Source organism: Streptomyces sp. NRRL WC-3549 (assembly GCF_000721935.1).
Lineage (GTDB): Bacteria > Actinomycetota > Actinomycetes > Streptomycetales > Streptomycetaceae > Streptomyces.
Window position 1 is genome coordinate 14,927 of sequence record NZ_KL585427.1, and the last position, 4,464, is coordinate 19,390.

At 73.5% G+C, this 4,464-nt stretch carries 4 protein-coding genes; all 4 read right to left on the reverse strand.

What is annotated here, in order from left to right:
• Window positions 1-144: 144 nt before the first annotated feature.
• Entirely contained in the window at window positions 145-1,275 is a 1,131-nt protein-coding gene (locus IH13_RS0129125) for an acyl-CoA dehydrogenase family protein (protein ID WP_031089014.1), read from the reverse strand.
• 38 nt (window positions 1,276-1,313) lie between these two features.
• Complete coding sequence (locus IH13_RS0129130; protein WP_031089015.1) at window positions 1,314-2,969, reverse strand: steroid-22-oyl-CoA synthetase; 1,656 nt, start codon at window positions 2,967-2,969, stop codon at window positions 1,314-1,316.
• 336 nt (window positions 2,970-3,305) lie between these two features.
• Entirely contained in the window at window positions 3,306-4,067 is a 762-nt protein-coding gene (locus IH13_RS0129135) for an SDR family NAD(P)-dependent oxidoreductase (RefSeq protein ID WP_031089017.1), read from the reverse strand.
• Between the two features lie 13 nt (window positions 4,068-4,080).
• Window positions 4,081-4,464 (reverse strand): PaaI family thioesterase (locus tag IH13_RS0129140; protein ID WP_199814882.1); only part of this gene is annotated, 384 nt, incomplete at its 5' end.

Consider the following 4,464-nt stretch of genomic DNA (forward strand, 5'->3'; position numbering starts at 1 on the left):
CCGGGCTGGTGTCGCCCATCGCCTCCGTCCAGTGCCGGATCATCGGCTGGTTGACGGGGTCCTGGGCCGGTGTGAGGGGGCGCAGCTCACGCCCGGTGAAGGCCTGGAGCCGCTCCTCGTACCCCGCTCGCTCGCCGTGCCCGCTCATGCGCCACGTCCCTTGCGCGGCAGGCCGAGGCCCTGGGTGGCGACCATGTCGCGGAGCACCTCGTTGACACCGCCGCCGAAGGTGTTGACGATGCCCTGCCGGGAGAGCTGCTCGATCTGCCCGGCGAGGACCGCGCCCGGTGACTCGGGCCGGATGCGTCCGGCGGCTCCCAGGATCTGGGTCAGCCCGCGCTGGACGTCGATGTGGGTCTCGGTGCCGTAGGCCTTGGCGGCGCCCGCGTCGGCGCCGGTGAGCGCGTCACGGGCGACGGCGGCGGTCATCTTCCAGTTCATCAGCCGCATCGCCTCCAGCCGGGCGTGCGTACGGGCGAACTCACGTTGCACCCAGGGGAGTTCGATGGTGCCGTTCTCCCGGGCCCAGTCCAGGACCCCTTCCCACAGCTGGATCATGCGGCCGCCGAGGGCGGCGAGTCCGATCCGCTCGTGGTTCAGCTGGGCCGTGATCAGCCGCCAGCCGCCGTTCACCTCGCCGACCACGTCACCGGCGGGCACCCGCACCCCGCTGTAGTACGTCGCGGCGACGACCAGGCCGCCGACGGTGCGGATGGGGCTCCAGGAGAAGCCCTCCCCCGCGGTCGGCACGATCAGGATGGAGATGCCCCGGTGCTTGGGGGCGTCGGGGTCCGTGCGGGCGGCGAGCCACACGTGGTCGGCGGTGTTGGCGCCGCTGGTGAAGATCTTGCTCCCGTCCACGACGTAGTCGTCGCCGTCCCGGACCGCCCGGGTGGTCAGCCCGATGGCGAAGACGGTGTCCCCGGAGAGGATGCCCGGCAGGAACCGCTTCCGCTGCTCCTCGGAGCCGTACGCCATGAGGGTCGGCCCGACCGTGTTGACGGTGACGAACGGGAAGGGCAGGCCCGCCCGTTGGACCTCGTCGAAGAAGACGTACTGTTCCTCGACCGAGCGGCCCTGGCCGCCGTACTCGGTGGGCCAGCCGATGCCCAGCCAGCCGTCCGAGCCGAGCCGTTTGACCACCTCGCGGAAGCGGTCGCCGCCCACGCCCTCCTCGCCGACGCGGCGCCGTTCGTCCTCGGGCATCAGGCCCGAGAAATACGCCCGCAGTTCCCGCCGCAGCTCCTGGTGCGCGGCGCTCTCGCGCAGTTGCATGTGGTTCTCCTTGGTTGTCGCCGCGGGCCGGGGCCCGGTCAGGGCAGGAAGCGCCCGCGCCCGTTGGCCAGGAACTCGTCGCGCAGCGCGGCCTTGTCGTCGTCGGTCATCGGTGTGTAGGCGGGCCGGCCCCGGCCCGCCCAGCGGTACACCGGGTCCCCTGTGCGCCACCCCTCCAGCTGCATCTCCTTCTTGCGCAGCTTGTTGGAGCCGGTGGTGGGCAGGGCGTGGGAGACCCGTACGAAGCGGGGGGCGCCCTTGGTGCCCAGGTCGTCCTGGTCCGCCAGGAAAGCGGGCAGGTCCAGGTCCTCGAAGCGGGTGTCCTCGGCTATCTCGACGGCGGCCATGACCTGGTCCCCGGAGCGCGGGTCGGGTATGCCGAAGGCGCCGGCGGCGATGACCCGGGGGTGCCGGCGCAGGACGCGTTCGGTGAGCAGGGCGGAGATGTTCTCGCCGTCGACGCGGATCCAGTCGCCGGAGCGGCCGGCGAAGTAGAAGTAGCCGGCCTCGTCGACGTAGCCCAGGTCACCGGTCCAGTACCAGCCGTGGCGGACGCGTTCGGCGTTCGCCGCCGCGTTGCCGTAGTAGCCCTCGAAGCGGGCGGCTCCCTCGGTGTCGACGATCTCCCCGACGGCCTCCTCCGGGTTCAGCACCCGGCCGTAGCCGTCGAGGACGGCGGGCGGGCAGGTCTCCCGGGTCGACGGGTGGACGATCCGGACGCCGTCCCGGGCGGGCCTGCCGAGGGCGCCGGCCGGGGCGTCGGAGACCCGCTTGAGCATGCCGGCGCCCTCGCTGGAGCCGTAGCCCTCGACGAGCCGGCAGCCGAACCGTTCGAGGAAGCGCGCCGCGTCCTCGGGGGACGCCTCGGTGCCGAAGGCGTGGGTGAGCTGGTTGTCGGCGTCCTCGCCGGTCTGAGGGCGGGCCAGGATGTAGGCGATCGCCTTGCCGACGTACGTGAAGTAGGTCGCCCGGAAGTGGCGGACGTCGGCGAGGAAGCCGGAGGCGGAGAACTTGGGGGTGAGGGCCACGGTGGCCCCCGCGGTGAGGGCGGGCGCCCACAGGGCCATCAGCGCGTTGCCGTGGAAGAGCGGCATCGGGCAGTAGCAGACGTCCTCGCGGGTGATGTCGTACTTGGCGCTGTTGGAGGCACCGAGCCCGGCGAGTCGTCCCTGCGAGCAGATCGCCGCCTTCGAGGTGCCGGTGGTGCCCGAGGTCAGCAGGAGCAGCATCCGGTCGGCCGCGGTGACGCCCGGGGCGGCCGGGGGGCGGCCGGAGTGGGCGGCGAGGCCCTTGGTGTACGCCGGTTCGCCGACGACGAGGAAGCGGTCGCGGTCGACGCCGACGTCCAGGGCGCCGAGCAGGTCGGCGCCCGCCCGGTCGGTCACGATCATCTGGCAGTCGGTGTGCCGCACCTCCCGCGCGAGCTCGGCCCCGCCCCGGGTGGGGTTGATGCCGACGACGGCGGCGCCGGCGAGGGCTGCGGCGCCGAGCCAGAAGACGTACTCGGGTTCGTTGTCCAGGAGCACGCCGATGTGGAAGGGCCCGTCCGTGCGCAGTTCGCGGGCCCAGGCGGCGCGGGCCGCGCTCTCCTTCACCACCTCGTCCCAGGTCCAGGAACGGTCACGGGTCAGCAGGCCCGGGTGGCCGTCGCCCGCCCGGGCGAGCAGCAGGTCGGCAATCGTCTGGTGTGGCAACGTCGGTCCCTCTCACCCGGGTGGCCGGGTCTGCCGGTGTCCGTACGGGGGTGTGTCGTGCGGTGCGTGCGGGGGTGGTCGTGAGGCCCGGGGCCGGTGGGGTCCGGGGGGACGGGGGTCCGGGTGATCCGGCGGTCCGGGGGGCCGGGGCCTCCCGGGGTGGCCGGCGGGCGGGCTCCCGGGGGCGGTGTCGCCGCACCGACCCGCGCCCGGGGCCCTGCGGCCCCCGGCCGCCCCGGTGCCGGTGACGGTAGGCGCGGACCGCCCGGCCCCGCCCGGTGCGGTCCCGCTGACCGGGAGGGCCGGACGGGGCACCGGTGCGGCACCGTACGGCGGTCAGCCGAAGTTGGCCTGGCCGCCGTCGAGCGGGACCGTGGCGCCCGTCAGGTACCGGGCGTCCGGTCCGCACAGCATCGCCACGGCCCGCCCGATGTCCCGCTCGCAGTCGCCGACGTACCCCAGCGGGATGGAGGCGGTGAACTCGGCGGCCTCCTCCGGGTGGGCGTCCTGCCACCGGGCGTAGGCGGGGGACACGGCGTGCGGGGCGACGGCGTTGACCCGGATGCCGTCGCGCCCCCACTCGTTGGCGGCGGCCCGGGTCAGTGAGCGCAGCGCGGACTTGGCGGCGGCGTAGGCCCCGTAGGTGCTCAGGTCCCAGCGGACCATCGCGGAGGTGACCAGGTTGACGATCGCGCCCCCGCCGTTCTGCGCCAGGTAGGGGTGCGCGGCCTTCATGAAGGCGAACGCCGCCAGCGGGCCGCTGTGGAAGCCCCGGGCGAACTGTTCGTCGTCCAGCGACAGGAGTGGCCCGTAGCAGCCGCTGTAGGCGTTGTTGACCAGGATGTCGATCCCGCCGAAGCGGGCGGCGACGTCCTGGACCACGCCCGGGATGCGCGCCGTGTCGAGCACGTCGAAGACGAACGGCTCGGCCTTCGCCCCCCGCTCGCGCAGCAGCTCGCAGGTGTGCACGAGCTTCGCCTCGGTCCGCCCGAGGACGGCGACCGACGCGCCCTCGGAGGCGAGGGCGAGGGCGATGCCCTGGCCGACGCCCTGGCCCGCGCCGCTGATGACCGCGATCTTGCCATCGAGGTTCCCCATCGACTCGCCTCTCTCAACTCGGCCTGGGAAGCTGCTTGTTGATGAAAAGCCCCTCCGCGGTGACACAGACGCGGTCCCCGGCCCGGATCTCTCCGACGGTCCGGATCCGGGAGCCCTCCACCGAGATCTGCCGGCCGGTCACCGTCAGGGGCTCGAACAGCGGGGTGGGCCGCAGGTAGCGCAGGGTCAGTTCCGCCGTCATCCCGGAGGTGCCGGCCCAGTGGTTGGCCACGCCCAGGGTGTGGTCGAGGAGCAGGGCCGAGATGCCGCCGTGCACATGACCGGGTGGTCCCTGGTAGGGCAGGTCGAGCGTGACCACGCCCTCGACGGAGCGGTCCTCCTGTCCGTGCAGCCGCAGCGGCGGTGCGAGGGCGTTCTCCTGTCTCTTATACACATC